Annotated in this window: 14 protein-coding genes; 9 read left to right on the top strand and 5 right to left on the bottom strand. The window is 61.3% G+C overall.

All coding sequences use genetic code 11. The features are described 5' to 3' along the window. The first annotated feature begins 117 nt into the window (after nt 1-117). From OZ428_RS08625 to OZ428_RS08615, 3 genes are read left to right on the top strand one after another with little or no spacing between them, the layout of a single operon-like run. Nucleotides 118-444 carry an ArsR/SmtB family transcription factor gene (locus OZ428_RS08625; RefSeq protein WP_016975101.1) on the top strand — a complete coding sequence of 109 codons (327 nt, stop codon included), beginning with the start codon at nt 118-120 and terminating at the stop codon, nt 442-444. A 13-nt stretch (nt 445-457) separates the two neighbouring features. After that, nucleotides 458-1624: an MFS transporter gene (locus OZ428_RS08620; protein ID WP_133074373.1), complete on the top strand. Its 1167-nt coding sequence runs from the start codon at nt 458-460 to the stop codon at nt 1622-1624. A gap of 29 nt (nt 1625-1653) precedes the next feature. Next, nucleotides 1654-2709 (top strand): alkene reductase, encoded by a 1056-nt coding sequence (locus OZ428_RS08615; protein WP_269133117.1) that lies wholly within the window; start codon nt 1654-1656, stop codon nt 2707-2709. A 234-nt stretch (nt 2710-2943) separates the two neighbouring features. Here OZ428_RS08615 and OZ428_RS08610 read toward each other — a convergent pair whose 3' ends face one another. Next, nucleotides 2944-3576, bottom strand: coding sequence for a TetR family transcriptional regulator (locus OZ428_RS08610; RefSeq protein WP_033902716.1), 633 nt, complete (start codon nt 3574-3576; stop codon nt 2944-2946). 286 nt (nt 3577-3862) lie between these two features. Between OZ428_RS08610 and OZ428_RS08605 the strand changes: the two genes are divergently transcribed. The 6 genes from OZ428_RS08605 to OZ428_RS08580 all read left to right on the top strand — a co-directional run bounded on the left by OZ428_RS08605 (nt 3863) and on the right by OZ428_RS08580 (nt 13664). Then, nucleotides 3863-5011: an efflux RND transporter periplasmic adaptor subunit gene (locus OZ428_RS08605; RefSeq protein ID WP_033902717.1), complete on the top strand. Its 1149-nt coding sequence runs from the start codon at nt 3863-3865 to the stop codon at nt 5009-5011. Between the two features lie 3 nt (nt 5012-5014). Continuing rightward, the gene (locus OZ428_RS08600) at nt 5015-8176 is read left to right on the top strand and encodes an efflux RND transporter permease subunit (protein ID WP_038849800.1); all 3162 of its coding nucleotides are present in this window, start codon (nt 5015-5017) and stop codon (nt 8174-8176) included. Further along, nucleotides 8173-9630, top strand: a complete 1458-nt coding sequence (gene adeC / locus OZ428_RS08595; RefSeq protein ID WP_033902719.1) for an AdeC/AdeK/OprM family multidrug efflux complex outer membrane factor — start codon at nt 8173-8175, stop codon at nt 9628-9630. The genes OZ428_RS08600 and adeC overlap by 4 nt, the downstream gene beginning before the upstream one ends. A 173-nt stretch (nt 9631-9803) precedes the next feature. Then, nucleotides 9804-11054, top strand: coding sequence for an OprD family porin (locus OZ428_RS08590; protein WP_133074375.1), 1251 nt, complete (start codon nt 9804-9806; stop codon nt 11052-11054). A gap of 90 nt (nt 11055-11144) precedes the next feature. Further along, on the top strand, nt 11145-12647 hold the full coding sequence (locus OZ428_RS08585) for a M91 family zinc metallopeptidase (protein WP_269133116.1): 1503 nt from the start codon (nt 11145-11147) through the stop codon (nt 12645-12647). A 117-nt stretch (nt 12648-12764) separates the two neighbouring features. After that, nucleotides 12765-13664, top strand: coding sequence for a polysaccharide deacetylase family protein (locus OZ428_RS08580; protein WP_269133115.1), 900 nt, complete (start codon nt 12765-12767; stop codon nt 13662-13664). Nucleotides 13665-13667: 3 nt separating this feature from the next. Here the strand turns inward: OZ428_RS08580 and pcaC are convergent, their stop codons facing one another. From pcaC to OZ428_RS08560, 4 genes are read right to left on the bottom strand one after another with little or no spacing between them, the layout of a single operon-like run. Further along, nucleotides 13668-14060 carry a 4-carboxymuconolactone decarboxylase gene (gene pcaC / locus OZ428_RS08575; RefSeq protein ID WP_133074378.1) on the bottom strand — a complete coding sequence of 131 codons (393 nt, stop codon included), beginning with the start codon at nt 14058-14060 and terminating at the stop codon, nt 13668-13670. Between the two features lie 10 nt (nt 14061-14070). Further along, nucleotides 14071-14862 carry a 3-oxoadipate enol-lactonase gene (pcaD, locus tag OZ428_RS08570; protein WP_269133114.1) on the bottom strand — a complete coding sequence of 264 codons (792 nt, stop codon included), beginning with the start codon at nt 14860-14862 and terminating at the stop codon, nt 14071-14073. A gap of 10 nt (nt 14863-14872) precedes the next feature. After that, nucleotides 14873-16228, bottom strand: coding sequence for a 3-carboxy-cis,cis-muconate cycloisomerase (locus tag OZ428_RS08565; protein ID WP_269133113.1), 1356 nt, complete (start codon nt 16226-16228; stop codon nt 14873-14875). A gap of 10 nt (nt 16229-16238) precedes the next feature. Continuing rightward, the gene (locus OZ428_RS08560) at nt 16239-17534 is read right to left on the bottom strand and encodes an MFS family transporter (RefSeq protein WP_269133112.1); all 1296 of its coding nucleotides are present in this window, start codon (nt 17532-17534) and stop codon (nt 16239-16241) included. Nucleotides 17535-17630: the final 96 nt, after the last annotated feature.

The raw sequence follows: 17630 nt of genomic DNA, 5'->3' as shown, positions 1-17630 counted from the left end.
AACCCGATATACCGAATGAGCCTAGGCTCAGACCAAAATCATATTGGTCTATCGGGATAGACCGATATAAAGTTCGCCTCATCGCGATATAACGCTGTACGACACCGAGCACCTGCCATGTCCATTGACCTCGACGAAATAATAAAAGCCCTGGCACACCCAGTACGACGAGACATCCTCACCTGGCTGAAAGACCCGAAAGTGCAATTCCCCGAACAACTGCACAACCACGAATACGGCATCTGCGCCGGGCAGATCGACCAGCGCTGCGGCTTGTCCCAGTCGACCGTGTCAGCCCACCTAGCCACCCTGCAACGCGCCGGGTTGATCAGCAGCCAGAAAGCCGGCCAGTGGCACTTTTTCAAACGCAACGAGGACACCATCCAGGCCTTCCTCGCCGCGCTCACCACCGAACTCAGCGCGCACGACAGCGCCGCGTTGTAACAAGGAAACGCTAATGCCCCTCTCGCTACTCATACTGGCCCTCAGCGCCTTCGCCATCGGCACCACCGAGTTCGTCATCATGGGCTTGCTGCCCGATGTGGCGGCGGACCTGGGTGTGTCGATTCCTGGCGCCGGCTGGCTGGTGACCGGCTACGCCCTGGGCGTGGCCATCGGTGCGCCGTTCATGGCACTGGCCACCGCCAAGCTGCCACGCAAGGCGGCACTGGTAGCGTTGATGGGTATCTTCATTATCGGCAACCTGCTCTGCGCCCTGGCCAGTGACTACAACGTGCTGATGTTTGCCCGTGTCGTCACCGCGCTGTGCCACGGAGCATTCTTTGGGATTGGTTCAGTCGTAGCCGCCAACCTGGTGCCGGCCAACAAGCGGGCTTCGGCCGTGGCCTTGATGTTCACCGGCCTGACCCTCGCCAATGTGCTGGGCGTGCCGTTGGGCACGGCTCTCGGCCAGGAAGCCGGCTGGCGTTCGACCTTTTGGGCGGTGACGGCGATTGGGGTGGTGGCGTTGATCGGCCTGATCCGCTTCCTGCCGGCCAAGCGCGATGAAGAGAAACTCGACATGCGCGCCGAACTGGCCGCCCTCAAAGGCGCCGGCATCTGGCTGTCGTTGAGCATGACCGCGCTGTTTGCCGCGTCCATGTTCACCCTCTTCACCTATGTCGCACCGTTGCTGGGCGATGTCACCGGCGTGTCGCCCAAAGGCGTGACCTGGACGCTGTTGCTGATCGGCCTGGGCCTCACCGTGGGCAACATCATCGGCGGCAAGCTGGCCGACAAGCGTCTGGCGGCCACCCTGATCGGCGTGTTCATCAGCATGGCGGTGGTCTCCACCGCACTGACCTGGACCAGCGTCGCCGTGATCCCGACCGAAATCACCCTGTTCCTGTGGGCCACCGCGTCGTTCGCCGCCGTGCCTGCGTTGCAGATCAACGTGGTGACCTTCGGCAAGGCCGCACCGAACTTGGTGTCCACCCTAAACATCGGTGCTTTCAACATCGGCAATGCCCTCGGCGCCTGGGTCGGCGGCAGCGTGATTGCGCACGGTTTCGGCCTGACCAGCGTGCCCTTGGCCGCAGCGGCCCTGGCGATCCTCGCGCTGTTGGTGACCCTGATTACTTTCCGTCAGACCGGCGATGCCGACCTGGCCCCTGCGACTAACTGATCCACTTCAAAGACAAAGGTGCTTTCCCCATGACGACTATTTTCGATCCGATCAAACTGGGCGACCTGGAACTGTCGAACCGCATCATCATGGCGCCGCTGACCCGCTGCCGTGCCGACGCCGGTCGCGTGCCCAACGCGCTGATGGCCGAGTACTACGTGCAACGCGCCTCCGCCGGGCTGATCCTCAGCGAAGCCACGTCCGTGACGCCACTGGGCGTGGGCTACCCGGACACGCCGGGTATCTGGTCCAACGACCAGGTGCGCGGCTGGGCCAACGTCACCAAGGCCATCCATGGCGCAGGCGGCAAGATCTTCCTGCAACTGTGGCACGTGGGGCGTATTTCCCATGAGTCGTACCTCAACGGCGAAAGCCCGGTGGCCCCGAGCGCCATCCAGCCTAAAGGCCACGTCAGCCTGGTGCGCCCACTGGCCGACTACCCAACGCCACGCGCCCTGGAAACCGCAGAAATCGCTGACATCGTCGACGCCTACCGCACCGGTGCCGAGAACGCCAAGGCCGCTGGTTTCGACGGCGTGGAAATCCACGGTGCCAATGGCTACCTGCTTGACCAGTTCCTGCAGAGCAGCACCAATAAACGCACTGACCAGTACGGCGGCTCCCTGGAAAACCGTGCACGCCTGCTGCTGGAAGTGACTGACGCAGCCATCGAAGTCTGGGGCGCTGGCCGTGTGGGGGTGCACCTGGCACCACGCGCCGACTCTCACGACATGGGCGACGACAACCTGGCGGAAACCTTCACCTACGTCGCCAGCGAACTGGGCAAACGTGGCATTGCCTTCATCTGCTCCCGTGAAAAAGAAGCCGGCGACAGCCTCGGCCCACAACTGAAGAAAGCGTTCGGCGGCGTGTACATCGCCAACGAACGCTTCACCAAGGACAGCGCCAACGCCTGGCTGGCCGATGGTAAAGCCGACGCCGTGGCCTGGGGTGTGCCGTTCATTGCCAACCCGGACCTGCCGGCTCGCTTGAAAGCCGACGCACCATTGAACGAAGCACGCCCAGATACTTTCTACAGCAAGGGCCCGGTGGGTTACATCGACTACCCGACACTGGCGATCTGACGTAACAAGCTGAAACGAAAAAGCCCCGGTTCGCAGGAACCGGGGCTTTTTCATGGAGGCCAGGAAACATTCCTTCACAGCCCTGCAACAAAATCGCTACAAAATACTTAGGCGGCTACCTATCAACTGCCCGCCAGCCCGTATATAAAGTCACCCCACCGATCAGGCGGAAGGACGATTGACTGTCCTTGGGCTTTACTGTTGACACAACCTGATGCAATTACGCATTTTGTCTTAATTGCGCAGGCTGGGGCTCCAGCGCAGCATGTCCAACCCGGCATCCACCCAGCGCTCGGCGTCCTGATGCAGTTGGAAGCTGTCGGGAACCAGCAGCCACTGGCCGATCAGCCCGTTGATGTAGGCGTGGATGCACACCGCGCCACGGGTGGTATCGAGGTTTTCCGGCAGTTGCCCGCGATGGACCGCGTTACGCAAGGTCAGGCCGATGCGCAGGTTGCATTCCAGGCTGTGGGTCTGACGCTGGCGACGCATGTCGCACATTTCATCGGTGAATTCGCACTTATGGAACAAGATCTCGTTGATGCGCCGGGTTTTCGGGTCCAGGGCCACTTGATGAAACAAATGAATCAGCAGCTTGCGCATACAGCCCAGCGGGTCGAGTTCATCCTCACTTTCACTCGCCCTGGCCAACTCGTCCAGCGGCTCATGCAGCGTGTCGAGCAGCGCCTGCAGCAAATCGGATTTATTACTGAAATGCCAATAGATGGCACCCCGCGTCACACCGGCCAGCGCGGCGATGTCCGCCAGCGTGGTCCGCGCGACGCCGCGCTCATAGAAGGCTTGCTCGGCGGCTTGAAGAATCTGGCTGCGCGTTTCCTGAGCTTCCTCTTTGGTGCGACGAACCATGGCAGTACAACCTCAATCAGGGCACTTGAGACTATCGTTAACGCAGAATTAACCGTCGGTAACGATCATCCGAATATTTGTGGGACGACACCGTCATGGGTGGCGAACGTAATGAAATCGAGGCTTTGGGCGTTGCTTTGTCAACATTCCGCGCAGCCTGTCAAGAGTTTACAAACAACCATGAACGTAAGTATATTGCGTAGCAAGCTACTTATCCAGTCAGCGCTTGTTTTTTACCCTTCCACACTTCTTGTGCGCACCCTGCGCGCCTGACCCGAGGATCTTCATGCAACTTAAGCCAGCTGTTACCGCTCTGGTCACTGCCGTCGCCCTGGCATCGCTGCTCAGCGGATGTAAAAAGGAAGAAGCGGCTCCGCCCGCTCAAACCCCTCAGGTCGGCGTGGTCACCATTCAACCGCAAGCCTATACCCTGACGTCCGAGCTGCCAGGCCGCACCACCGCCTACCGCATCGCGGAAGTTCGCCCACAGGTCAACGGCATCATTCTCAAGCGCCTGTTCAAGGAAGGCGGCGACGTGAAGGAAGGGCAACAGCTCTACCAGATCGACCCGTCGGTGTATGACGCCACCCTGAAAAGCGCACAAGCCAGCCTGACCCAGACCAAGTCCATCTCCGACCGCTACAAGCAGTTGGTCGATGAACAAGCCGTCAGCCGCCAGGAATACGACACCGCCGTCGCCAACCGCATGACTGCGGAAGCAAACGTTCAAACGGCCCAGATCAACGTGCGCTACACCAAAGTATTCGCACCGATCTCCGGGCGTATCGGCCGTTCTTCGGTGACCGAAGGCGCGCTGGTCAGCAATGGCCAGACCGATGCCATGGCCGTGATCCAGCAACTGGACCCGATCTACGTCGACGTCACGCAGTCTTCGGCTGAAATGCTGAAACTGCGCCGCGACCTGGAAAGCGGCCAGCTGGAAAAAGCCGGCGCCAACGCCGCCAAGGTCAAGCTGACCCTGGAAGACGGTAGCGCCTATGGCCAGGACGGCAAACTGGAATTCTCCGAAGTGTCGGTTGACCAGACCACCGGTTCCGTGACCCTGCGCGCCGTGTTCCCCAACCCTGACCACACCCTGCTGCCGGGCATGTTCGTACACGCCCAGTTACAAGCTGGCGTGAACAGCAAAGCCATCCTGGCACCACAACAAGGCGTGACCCGCGATATCAAAGGTATCCCGACTGCCATGGTGGTGAACAAGGACAACAAGGTAGAACAGCGTCAACTGGTGGCCAACCGCACTGCCGGCGCCTACTGGCTGGTGGAAAAAGGCCTGAACGCCGGTGACCGTGTGATCACCGAAGGCCTGCAATTCATCAAGCCGGGCATCGAAGTCAAGGTCAAGGACGCCGACAACGCCAAGCCTGCCGGTTCTGCTCCAGCTCCTGCTGCCGCTGCTGGCCAGGGGGAGTAACCCATGTCGAAATTTTTTATCGACCGTCCCATTTTCGCCTGGGTAATTGCCCTGGTGATCATGCTGGTCGGGGCACTGTCGATCCTGAAGTTGCCCATCAACCAATACCCGGCCATCGCGCCCACCGCCATCGACATCCAGGTGACCTACCCAGGCGCGTCCGCACAAACCGTGCAGGACACCGTGGTGCAGGTCATCGAGCAACAGCTCAACGGTATCGACAACCTGCGTTATGTCGCCTCGGACAGTAACTCCGACGGCAGCATGACCATCACCGCGACGTTCAACCAGGGTACCAACCCGGACATCGCCCAGGTCCAGGTGCAGAACAAGCTGAACCTGGCGACCCCATTGCTGCCGCAAGAAGTGCAGCAGCAGGGTATCCGCGTGACCAAGTCGGTGAAGAACTTCCTGATGGTGATCGGTCTGGTGTCGGAAGACGGCAGCATGACCAAGGACGACCTGTCCAACTACATCGTGTCCAACATCCAGGACCCGATCTCGCGTACCGCGGGTGTAGGTGACTTCCAGGTGTTCGGTTCGCAGTACGCCATGCGGATCTGGCTCGACCCGGCCAAGCTGAACAACTACCAGTTGACCCCGGTCGACGTCAGCACCGCCATCGCGGCCCAGAACGTCCAGGTGGCCACCGGCCAATTGGGCGGCCTGCCTGCCCTGCCCGGCACCCAACTGAACGCGACCATCATCGGCAAGACCCGCCTGCAGACTGCCGAGCAGTTCGGCAAGATCCTGATGAAGGTGAACGCCGACGGCTCGCAGGTTCGCCTGCGTGACATCGCACGTATCGAACTGGGCGGCCAGAACTACAGCATCAGTGCGCAGTTCAACGGCAAGCCAGCTTCCGGTATGGCGATCAAGCTCGCATCGGGCGCCAACGCCCTGGACACCGCCAAGGCCATCCGCGCCACCGTGGCGTCGCTGGAACCGTTCTTCCCGCCTGGCATGAAGGCAGTGGTGCCGTATGACACCACGCCGGTGGTGACCGAATCGATCTCCGGCGTGGTGCATACCCTGGTCGAAGCGATCGTGCTGGTGTTCCTCGTAATGTTCCTGTTCCTGCAGAACTTCCGCGCCACCATCATCACCACCATGACGGTGCCGGTGGTATTGCTGGGTACCTTCGGGATCCTGGCCGCGTTCGGCTTCACCATCAACACCCTGACCATGTTCGGCATGATCCTGGCCATCGGCTTGCTGGTGGACGATGCCATCGTGGTGGTAGAAAACGTCGAGCGGGTGATGGCCGAGGAACACCTGTCGCCTAAAGAAGCGACGGTGAAATCCATGGGCCAGATCCAGGGCGCCCTGGTCGGTATTGCCCTGGTACTGTCGGCGGTACTGTTGCCGATGGCGTTCTTCGGTGGCTCCACCGGTGTGATCTACAAACAGTTCTCCATCACCATCGTTTCGGCCATGGCGTTGTCGGTACTGGTTGCCCTCATCTTTACCCCGGCCTTGTGCGCCACCATGCTCAAGCCGATCGACCCTGAGAAACACGGCCAACCCAAGCGTGGTTTCTTCGGCTGGTTCAACCGCACCTTCGACCGTGGCGTACTGAGCTACGAGCGCGGCGTGGGCAACATGATCAAGCACAAGTTTCCAGCATTCTTCGTGTACCTGATCATCTTCGTCGGCATGATCTGGCTGTTCACCCGCATCCCGAGCGCGTTCCTGCCGGAAGAAGACCAGGGCGTGATCTTTGCCCAGGTGCAGACCCCGGTCGGTTCTTCGGCTGAGCGTACGCAAAAAGTCATCGACGACATGCGTGCCTTCCTGCTGAACGACAAGGAAGGCGAGCCGGGCGAAGGCAAGGCCGTGAAATCGGTGTTTACCGTAAACGGCTTCAACTTCGCTGGCCGTGGCCAGAGTTCGGGCCTGGCGTTCGTGATGCTCAAGCCATGGGATGAACGCGATTCGTCCATGTCGGTATTCGAAGTGGCCAAGCGTGCCCAGGGTTACTTCTTCGGCGCCTTCAAGGACGCCATGGTATTTGCCATCGTGCCGCCTTCGGTGCTGGAGTTGGGTAACGCCACCGGTTTCGACGTGTTCCTGCAAGACCAGGGCGGTGTCGGCCACGAAAAACTGATGGAAGCGCGCAACCAATTCCTGGGTGCCGCCGCACAAAGCAAGATCCTGGCGGGTGTGCGCCCTAACGGCGTGAACGATGAGCCGCAGTACGAGCTCACCGTCGACGACGAGAAGGCCAGCGCCCAGGGCATCACCTTGTCGAGCATCAACCAGACCCTGGCGATTGCCCTGGGTGGCAGCTACGTCAACGACTTCATCGACCGTGGTCGAGTGAAGAAGGTGTACGTGCAAGGCGAAGCCGCTGGCCGGATGTCCCCGGAAGACCTGGACAAGTGGTACGTGCGCAGTGACTCCGGGAAGATGGTGCCGATGTCGGCCATTTCCTCGGGCAAGTGGATCTACGGTTCGCCGAAGCTCTCGCGGTACAACGGTGTAGCGGCGATGGAAATCCTCGGTACTCCGGCACCGGGCTACAGTACCGGTGATGCGATGGCCGAAGTCGAGCGTATCGCCAAGCAATTGCCGGCGGGCGTGGGCTATGCCTGGACGGGCCTGTCGTACGAAGAACGCTTGTCCGGCTCCCAGGCGCCGGCGCTGTACGCCCTGTCGCTGCTGGTGGTGTTCCTGTGCCTCGCGGCCCTGTACGAAAGCTGGTCGATCCCGATCGCGGTGGTACTCGTAGTGCCGCTGGGTGTGGTGGGTGCGTTGATCGCCACCAGCATGCGCGGGCTGTCCAACGACGTGTTCTTCCAGGTGGGCTTGTTGGTGACGGTGGGTCTGGCGGCGAAGAACGCCATCCTGATCGTGGAGTTCGCCAAAGAGCTTCACGAACAGGGCAAAGGCATCGTCGAGGCGGCCATTGAGGCGTCCCGCATGCGTCTGCGCCCGATCATCATGACCTCCATGGCGTTCATCCTCGGCGTACTGCCGCTGGCGATTTCCTCGGGCGCAGGCTCAGGTAGCCAGCACGCCATCGGTACCGGTGTAATTGGCGGTATGATCACGGCCACTGTGCTGGCGATCTTCTGGGTGCCGTTGTTCTTCGCAACCGTATCCGCCGCTGGCGAACGTAAAAAGACTGACACAACTGAAACCCCTAAAGAGGCTGGCCAATGAGCAAGTCGCTACTTTCCCTAGCGGTCACGGCATTCGTGCTCAGTGGCTGCTCGCTGATACCTGACTATCAGCGCCCCGAAGCGCCGGTGGCCGCACAGTTCCCGCAGGGGCCGGCGTATTCGTCGGCCCAGGCGCCGAGCCAGGCCGCTGCCGAGCAGGGCTGGAAGCAGTTTTTCCATGACCCTGCCCTGCAACAGCTGATCCAGACCGCGCTGGTGAACAACCGCGACCTGCGTGTCGCGGCCCTGAACATCGACGCCTACGCCGCGCAGTACCAGATCCAGCGCGCCGACCTGTTCCCGGCCGTGTCGGCCACGGGCAGCGGCAGCCGTTCGCGTACCCCGGCCCGCCTGTCGCAGACCGGCGAATCGACCATCAGCAGCCAATACTCGGCCGGTCTCGGGATCAGTTCCTATGAACTGGACCTGTTCGGTCGCGTACGCAGCCTGAGTGAAGAAGCCCTGCAAAAGTACTTCGCCACTGAAGAAGCACGGCGCAGTACCCAGATCAGCCTGGTGGCCAGTGTGGCCAATGCCTACCTGACCTGGCAGGCCGACAAGGAACTGCTCAAGCTGACCAAGGACACCTTGGGTGCTTTCGAAGAAAGCTACCGATTGACCTCGCGCAGCAACGAAGTCGGCGTGGCCTCGGCCCTCGACCTGAGCCAGTCGCGCACCTCGGTGGAAAACGCCCGGGTCGCCCTGGCGCGTTATACCCGCCAGGTGGCCCAGGACGAAAACAGCCTGACCCTGCTGCTGGGCACCGGCCTGCCGGCGAATATCGCCAGCAAGCCGCTGTCGGATGACCTGCTCAGCGAAGTGCCGGCCGGCTTGCCGTCCGACCTGCTGCAACGTCGTCCCGATATCGTCCAGGCCGAGTACAACCTCAAGGCCGCCAACGCCAACATCGGCGCAGCCCGTGCTGCGTTCTTCCCGAGCATCACCCTGACCGCCAGCGCCGGCACCGCGAGCCCGAACCTGGGCGGCTTGTTCAAGGGTGGTTCGGGCACCTGGTCGTTCGCTCCGCAGATCAACATCCCGATCTTCAACGCCGGCAGTCTGCGCGCCAGCCTGGACTACTCGAAGATCCAGAAAGAGATCAACGTGGCGAACTACGAGAAGGCCATTCAGACCGGCTTCCAGGAAGTCTCCGACGGCCTCGCCGCACGTGAGACCTACAAGCAGCAACTGGATGCCCAACGTGGCTTCGTCGCGGCCAACCAGGATTACTACCGCCTGGCCGAGCGTCGCTACCGCATTGGTGTCGACAGCAACCTGACGTTCCTCGATGCCCAGCGCCAACTGTTCAGTGCCCAGCAATCGCTGATCACCGACCGCCTGGCGCAGCTGACCAGCGAGGTCAACCTGTACAAGGCCCTCGGCGGCGGTTGGAACGAGCAGACCGCGAAGAACGAGCCGTTGAAAGAAGAAGCACCGGCGCTGAAGTTGTTCTGATAGCACCTGCATCAACAAAGCCCACCTCTTGGTGGGCTTTGTGTTTTCTGGGGCTGAGCAACTTGCGTTCGATCATCGCCCACAACCCGCTCTCCCCCACTTTCATCGCCCCCGCACCGCCCCGCACCATGGCCGCCACCTGCATAAACCCAATAACAACAGGTCCTTTCGCCATGAGCACTTTCCACCCGCGCCGGCTTTTGCTGGCAACCGCTGTCGCCAGTCTTGCGTTGCCCGTCGTCGCTGAAGAACACGGTTTTCTCGAAGACGCCAGCGCCAACCTGAACCTGCGCAACTTCTTCTTCAACCGCAACTACACCAACCCCACCAAGGCCCAGGGCGGCGCGCAGGAGTGGACGCAGAGCTTCATCCTCGACGCCAAGTCCGGCTTTACCCAGGGCACCGTGGGTTTCGGCGTGGATGTGTTGGGGCTGTATTCGTTGAAGCTGGATGGCGGTCGCGGCACCGGGGGCACCCAACTGTTGCCGTTGGATCACGATGGCCGCCCTGCGGATGAATTCGGGCGTCTCGGGGTGGCGTTCAAGGCGCGTATTTCCAAGACCGAAGTGAAGGTCGGCGAGTGGATGCCGGTGCTGCCGATCCTGCGCTCAGATGACGGCCGCTCCCTGCCGCAAACCCTGCGCGGCGGGCAGATCACCTCGAAAGAAATCGACGGCCTGACCCTCTACGGCGGCCAGTTCCGCGCCAACAGCCCGCGTGACGACAGCAGCATGACTGACATGTCCATGTTCGGTAAAACCGCGTTCACCTCGGACCGCTTCAACTTCCAGGGCGCCGAATACGCGTTCAACGACAAGCGCACCCAGATCGGCCTGTGGAATGCGCAACTCAAGGACATCTATAGCCAGCAGTTCGTCAATTTGATCCACAGCCAGCCCATCGGCGACTGGACCCTGGGCGCCAACCTCGGTTTTTTCTACGGTAAGGACGATGGCAGCGCCCGCGCCGGCGACCTGGACAACAAGACCTGGTCCGGCCTGTTCTCCGCCAAGTACGGCGGCAACACCTTCTACGTCGGCCTGCAAAAACTCACCGGCAACAGCGCCTGGATGCGCGTCAACGGCACCAGCGGCGGCACTTTGGCTAACGATAGTTACAACTCAAGCTACGACAACGCCCAGGAGAAATCCTGGCAGGTACGCCACGACTACAACTTCGCCGCCCTCGGCGTGCCCGGCCTGACCCTGATGAACCGCTACATCAGCGGCAGCAATGTGCACACCGGCACGATTACCGACGGCAAGGAATGGGGTCGCGAAAGCGAACTGGGCTACACCGTGCAAAGCGGCAGCCTGAAAAACCTCACGGTGCGCCTGCGCAACTCCAGCATGCGCCGCGACTACAGCAACAATGAGTTCGATGAGAACCGGTTGATCGTCAGTTACCCGATCAGTTTGCTGTAAGACCTCATTACAACATCGCAGGAACGTTTTGCCACAGGCGGACACTTCCAGAAGGTAGGCATACCGCCCGACTCTTCGAAAGGATCTCAAATGGAAGTGTCCAAAAGTCTTGAAAACGAGCACCGCCCTCCTCTTAAAGGCGAGCACCACTCGCCGCAAGCCCCGGTAGTCTCGGTTGAGAACAATCGCTACGTACCCGTCGTCGCCCCTCAACTGCAGTTCACACCGGAGAATCAGATCCAGGTCTACGTACAACCGGTCCTGGATGACGGCACCTTGAAAGCCAGCTGCCAATCGGTCTGGGAAGAAGATGTGACTTACAGTCTGAAGAACACCCTGGTCCTCGAAACCGGTGACAAGGCCGACCAGATTCACGTCAGCCAGACACGCGCAGGACAGTTGGATGTTCGGGTCAACGGTCAGTTGTATCGTTTCGACAGTGAGGATAAAGACGGCAAGCCCCTGACCTTTCACTTCAAAACCCATGACGGCGAGGACAACATCCGCATCGACGCCAATGTGACTCAGCCTGTCGTCGTGGAGGCCGGCGACGGCAATGACCGCGTGCAGGCCGGCGGCGGTTACACCCGTGTGTTCGGCGGCAAAGGCGATGATGTGCTGCGTCTCGGCAGTGGCCTGGGCTATGCCGAGGGCGGCGACGGTAACGACACACTCATGGGCGGTACTGGCGACAACATCCTGTATGGCAACAATGGCGATGACCGTCTCTACGCGGGCGCTGGCCCCAAGCACAAAACCAGCTACCTGGATGGCGGCAATGGCAATGATCGACTCTACGCAGGTAACGGGCATACGGTCCTGCACGGCGGTGCCGGGGACGATCGCTTGATCGGCCACGACCGCACCACCTTTTACACCGGCGACGGCCGCGACACGGTGATCGCCAATCGCCCTGGCGACCTGATCTACGGTAAACCCGACGATACAATCAGCCACCTCAACGGTTCGACGTTTACCGCCGTGTCGGCCGCCTCCGAACCTCAAACAGGATTTGTGATCAAGGGTTCGGCCGAGTTTATCCAACGGGTCGAGGACGACCTGGCCCTGCTGCGCCGGTCTCCCATCGGACAACAGATGCTGGCCGCGATGAGCGCCATCGCCCAGCGCAACGGCGCACCAGTGACCATCGTCGAAGACTTGGTCGACCTTGGCAGCGGCTATGTGTATGGCAGCCAGGAGCTCAAGGCCTTGTTTGGCTTTGAACGCGCACCTATTGTCGGTGACGATCCCAAATGGGGCTTCATGGTCGACGGTGTGCCGGGGTCGCAGGCTGACCGGGCTGAAATCAGCTATAACCGCTCCTCAGTGGACACCGTCGCTGGCGTGACCTACGCCTCCATCACGACGCTTTACCACGAAATGGTGCATGCCTATAACGCAGGTAATGGCACCGCTTTGACCGGCTCGACCACTGAAACATTTGAGGGCGAGCAACACGATGTCCCCAACAGCGAACGTCAGGCCGTAGGGCTGCCCACTACGCCCGCGACCCCACCCAACCCCAAACCCCTGACTGAAAACGCCTTGAATGAAGAAATGGGCAAGCCGCTGCGTCCCCAATACGTCGGCTGACCCTTGGCGACGTTCGTTTGTCAGCCTGTAACCTCACACAGCCGATCTTGCTGTATGGTGCGCGCCTGCCGCTGCTGATCCACTCAGCAGCGGCCTTTATTCGAGCCTGCGCCCACCATGAAATCCTTCGCCATCGTATCCGCCGTATTTGCCCTGGCCTTGAGCCTCAGCGGCTGCATTGGCTCGCCCATCGCTCTCACGCCAGAGACCGAACAGCGCCTGCAAACCCAGGCGCCGATCCGCTTCCTGCTGACCTTCGATGACGGTCCCAGCGCGTCGGGCTACAACAACCCGAGCCGTTCGGTGGTGGCCGACCTGGCGCAGAACCCGGTGCTGCCGGGGATCAAAGCGGTGTTTTTTCTGCAGACCGAAGCCGCTCGATCGGGCGGCAGCTCACGGGGTCGCAAGACCATGGAACGCGAATACGCGGCCGGTCACGTCCTGGCCTTCCATACGGCCACGGGGTTTCACACCAACCACCGCTGGCTGAACGATACCGAACTGGAAAGCACCCTCACCCAAGGCGCCGCCGACATCGCCGCGATCACAGGTGCGCCACCGGTGCTGGTGCGCCCGCCGTTCTGGAATTACGACCGACGCACCTTCGCCGCCTACCAGCGCCACGGCATGCACGTGTTGCTGACGGACCTGAGCGCCAATGACGGCAAGATCTGGGGCTTCAACGGCAGCCCGCGCCGCCGAGCCAACCTGTACCGGCAACTGTCGGTGGTGCGCGAACGCATTGCCTTGGGTGAATTGCCGACGGTGGACGGCGTGATACCGGTGGTGGTGACCTTCCACGACATCAATCGCTACACCGCGCGGCATCTGCAGGAGTACCTGCAGATCCTGCTGGACAGCGCCCGGATCAACGGCGTGAAGACCGCCGCCGAACCTTTCTACACCGACACGGCCCAGCTAAACCGCGCAGCGCTGGCGCGTACGGTCAGGGATGTGAATGAAGCCGTGCATTTGCCGGGCGTATGGAATTGGGTGTGGGATGCCGACTCCCACTAACCCCTATTCCCGTGACTCAACCCCCAGTTCATCCCATACCGACTCCGCCAGGTGGAACGTGGCATTCGCCGCCGGGATCCCGCAGTAGATCGCGCTCTGCATCAGCACTTCCTTGATCTCGGCGCGGGTCACGCCATTGCTCGCCGCGGCGCGCAGGTGCAGCTTGAGTTCTTCACTGCGGTTCATGCCGATCAGCATGGCAATGGTGATCAGGCTGCGGGTGTGCCGGGGCAGACCGGGGCGGGTCCAGATGTCACCCCAGGCGTGGCGGGTGATCATTTCCTGGAACTCGCTGTTGAATTCGGTCAGGGCATTGAGGCTGCGGTCGACATGGGCATCGCCCAGCACTTCGCGGCGCACGTGCAGGCCTTCGGCATAACGTTGTTTCTCGTCCACAAAAAGCTCCTCAGCGGGCCAACAAAAAATCAATGACGCAGTCGCTGAACGCAGCGCCGGCCTGCACATTGGACAGGTGCGCCGCATAGAACTCGGCGTACTCGGCGCCCTGCACATGGTTCTGGATAAAGTGGCCACCCGACGGCGGTGTGACGGCGTCTTCGGTGCCGGCAATGACCAGGGTTGGCACTTTGATTGAAGCCAGTTGCTCACGGAAATCCGCATCACGCACCGCCGCACAGTTGGCGGCATAACCTTCGGGCGATGTGGCCGCCAGCATGTCGGTAATCTGCTTGGCCTGGTGTGGGTTGGCCGCCGCAAAGTCTGCGGTGAACCAGCGTGCAATCGACGCATCGCGCAACGCCACCATCGCCGCTGCGCCATCGCGCAGCACCCTCTCGATGCGCGGGTCCCACACCTCGGGTGTGCCGATCTTGGCGGCGGTGTTGCACACCACCAGGCGCTGCAGACGTTGGCCTGCATGGATGCCCAGCCATTGGCCGATCAAGCCGCCCATGGACAGCCCGCAGAAATGCGCGCGTTGGATATCCAGTGCATCCAGCAATGCGATCACATCCTGACCGAGTTGCCCGATGCTGTAGGGGCCAGGAGTCACCAGGGACTTGCCATGGCCACGGGTATCGAAACGCAGCACGCGAAAATGTTGGGTGAAGGCCGGGATCTGGATGTCCCACATGTGCAGGTCGGTGCCCAGCGAATTGGAGAGCACCAGCACGGGTGCATGTTCAGGCCCGTCCAATTGATAATGCAGTTCGCCCTCGGCGAGTTGTACAAAGGCCACAGTGGTCTCCTCAAGCAAAGTGTTCGGCTACGGCGCGGGTGACCCAGGTGTGGGCCTGGCCCAGGTAGTGGGCGGGATCGAGCAAACGGTCCAATTCAGTTGCGGACAGTTCGGCGGTGACCTGGGGTTCGTCCGCCAATACCGCACGCAGGTGACGCCCCTCAGCAACGGCACGCTTGCAGCACTGCTCCAGCAGATGATGTGCGGTTTCGCGGCCCAGGCGCTGGGCAAGCACGATACTGACGGCTTCGGCCAATACCAGGCCTTGGGTCAGATCAAGGTTGTGCGCCATGCGCTGCGGGTCGACTTCCAAGCCTTCGCTCACCAACAACGCCTGTTGCAACGCACCGGAGACCAAACGGCAGATCTCCGGCAGGGTTTCCCATTCGGCATGCCACAGGCCCAGGCTGCGTTCATGCTCCTGGGGCATGGCGCTGAGCATCGTCGAGACCAGGCCCGGCACGCGGGTGGCGGCGCTGATCAGCACCGCCGCGCCTACTGGGTTGCGTTTGTGCGGCATGGTGGAGGAACCACCCTTGCCCGGTGCGGATGGCTCAAACACCTCGGCGGCTTCGGTCTGCATCAGCAAGCTGATATCACGCCCCAATTTACCCAGACTGCCAGCGATCAAACCGAGGGCGCTGGCGAACTCCACCAAACGATCCCGTTGGGTGTGCCAGGGTTGTTCGGGCAAGGTCAATTGCAACTCAGCCGCCAGCGCTTCGGCCACCGGCATGGCCTGTTCGCCCAGCGCTGCGAGGGTTCCCGAGGCGCCACCGAATTGCAGCACCAGCAAACGCGGTTTCAGTTCAGCAAGACGCTGCCGATTGCGCGTCACCGCGCCCAGCCAACCGGCGATTTTCATCCCCAGGGTGACCGGTGTTGCATGCTGCAACCAGGTACGCCCGGCCAATGGCACGCCGGCGTAGCGCTGGGCCTGGGCGGCAAGTATGTCGCCCAGGCGCATCAGGTCTGACTCGATCAATTCCACCGCCCGCCGCAGTTGCAGCACCAGGCCGGAGTCCATCACGTCCTGGCTGGTCGCGCCCAGATGCACGTAGCGCTCGGCCCCGGCATCTTCACTGGCAATCAACTTGCCCAGTGCCTTCACCAGCGGAATCGCCGAATTCCCTGCCGTGGCAATTGCCACGCCGAGGGCGTCCACGTCGTACAACGAGGCCAGGCAGGCCTGGGCAATCGGTGCGACGGCGGCCTGGGGAATCAAGCCGACCTGGGCCTGGGCCCGGGCCAAGCCCGCTTCAAAATCCAGCATGCCCTGCAAGCGTCCCCTGTCGCAGAACACCTCGGCCATGCTGCCCGCCGTGAAGTAAGCGTCGAACAATTGACTGCTCGTGCGCAGCGTCATAACGCGTCCCTTATAGATCGTGGTGCAAGTACTCTGCCTGTTTCGGCAGGCGCAAGCTGAACAGGAAGGCCACCGCCATCATGCCGGTGACGTACCAGTAGAAGGTGTTTTCCATGCCCATGGATTTGAGGCCCAGGGCCACGTATTCCGCCGAACCGCCGAAGATCGCGTTGGCCACCGCATAGGCCAGGCCGACACCCAGGGCACGCACGTGCGGCGGGAACATTTCCGCTTTCACCAGGCCGCTGATCGAGGTGTAGAAGCTGACAATGGCCAGCGCCAGGGAGATCAGCACAAAGGCCAGGAACGGGTTTGTCACGGTTTTCAGGGTCAGCAGGATCGGCACGGTGCACAGGGTGCCAAGGGCGCCGAACCAGAGCATCGAATTACGACGGCCGATCTTGTCCGAGAGCATGCCGAACAGCGGCTGCATGCACATGTACACGAACAGCGCGCCGGTCATGATGTAGCTGGCGGTCTTGGCGTGCATCCCGGCGGTGTTCACCAGGTATTTCTGCATGTAAGTGGTAAAGGTGTAGAAGATCAGCGAGCCGCCGGCGGTGTAGCCGAGCACGGTGATGAAGGCCGCCTTGTGGTTGCGGAACAACGCGGCCACGCTGCCGGCGTCCTTGTCCTGGCGCATTTCCTTGCTGGTGGTTTCCTTGAGGGTGCGACGCAGCAGCAGGGAGATCACCGCCGCAATGGCGCCGATCACGAACGGAATCCGCCAGCCCCAGGCGCGCAATTCTTCTTCGGTGAGGAGCTGTTGCAGGATCACCACCACCAGCACCGCCAGCAGTTGCCCGCCGATCAGGGTCACGTACTGGAACGAGGCGAAGAAACCGCGCTGGCCCTTGAGCGCAACTTCACTCATGTAGGTCGCGGTGGTGCCGTATTCGCCCCCCACCGACAAGCCCTGAAACAGCCGCGCCACCAACAGCAACGCCGGAGCCCAGGCGCCGATGTCTTTGTAGGTGGGCAAGAAAGCGATGACCAGGGAACCGGCGCACATCATCAGCACCGAGATCATCATCGAGTTCTTGCGCCCGTGCTTATCGGCCACCCGGCCAAACAGCCAGCCACCGATAGGTCGCATCAGGAAGCCGGCAGCGAACACACCGGCAGTGTTGAGCAGTTGGACCGTGGGGTCGTCCGACGGGAAAAACGCCGGCGCAAAGTAAATGGCGCAGAAGGCGTAGACGTAGAAGTCAAACCATTCGACGAGGTTGCCGGAGGATGCCCCGACGATCGCAAAAATCCGTTTGCTGCGTTCTTCTCCGGTGTAGTGACCCGTTGTTGTTGTCATGTTTTTTCACTCAGTGGGAACGGTTATAGCCTAGACATACTTTGCAACAACCATGTTCCGCAAGCAGACTTTTGGGTAGATAGTGCCGGCGATGGA

The organism is Pseudomonas sp. GXZC (genome assembly GCF_026967615.1).
In the GTDB taxonomy this organism is placed as follows: Bacteria; Pseudomonadota; Gammaproteobacteria; order Pseudomonadales; family Pseudomonadaceae; genus Aquipseudomonas; species Aquipseudomonas azotoformans_A.
Note: the sequence above shows the minus strand (reverse complement) of the source record. Positions and strands in the feature narration are given on the sequence as shown.